This window comes from Streptomyces sp. 13-12-16, from assembly GCF_002114215.1.
In the GTDB taxonomy this organism is placed as follows: Bacteria; Actinomycetota; Actinomycetes; order Streptomycetales; family Streptomycetaceae; genus Streptomyces.
The window spans coordinates 1-528 of the sequence record NZ_NCTE01001429.1 but is presented as its reverse complement, the minus strand read 5'-3'; the positions used below and the strand labels follow the sequence as shown (position 1 = coordinate 528).

At 76.9% G+C, this 528-nt stretch carries 1 protein-coding gene; it reads left to right on the top strand.

Features of this window, described 5'->3' with window-relative positions; translation table 11 throughout:
* Positions 1-528: MerR family transcriptional regulator (locus B7767_RS42065; protein WP_143652993.1), on the top strand; the 528-nt coding region annotated here is incomplete at both ends.

The window sequence follows — 528 nt, the reverse complement described above, 5'->3', positions numbered from 1 at the left end:
GCACGCGCACGTCACCGTCAAGACCGTCCGCTACTACTCCGACCGCGGGCTGCTGCCGGAGGCGTCCCGCAGCGCCGGCGGGCACCGCCGGTACGGACCCGACGCGCTGGACCGGCTGCGCCTGATCCGCTCCCTGCGAGCCCTGGACCTCCCGGTCCCCGAGGTGCGCCGTGTCCTCGACGAGGAGGACGCATGGGACGCCGCCCTGGAGGACGCCGTCGCCGGACGGTTGCGCGTACTCGGCTCCCAGCTCACGGCCCTGCGCTGGCGTGAGGCGGCCCTGCACCTGGTGCGGGAGTGCCCGCCCGGGGAGCGAGCCGACCGGCTGCGGCTGCTCGGCGCGGTGGACACCCCGCCGAGCACGGCCCCGCTGGTCCGGTTCTGGCGGGCCTGGCTGCCGCCGCGGATGTCGGCCGGGCCGACCGCCACGTTCCTGGAAGTGACGGTCCCGCAGCCGCCCGACGATCCGGAGCCGGCCCAGGTGCTCGCCTTCGCCCGGCTGAACGCCCTCGTCACCCGCCCCTGCCC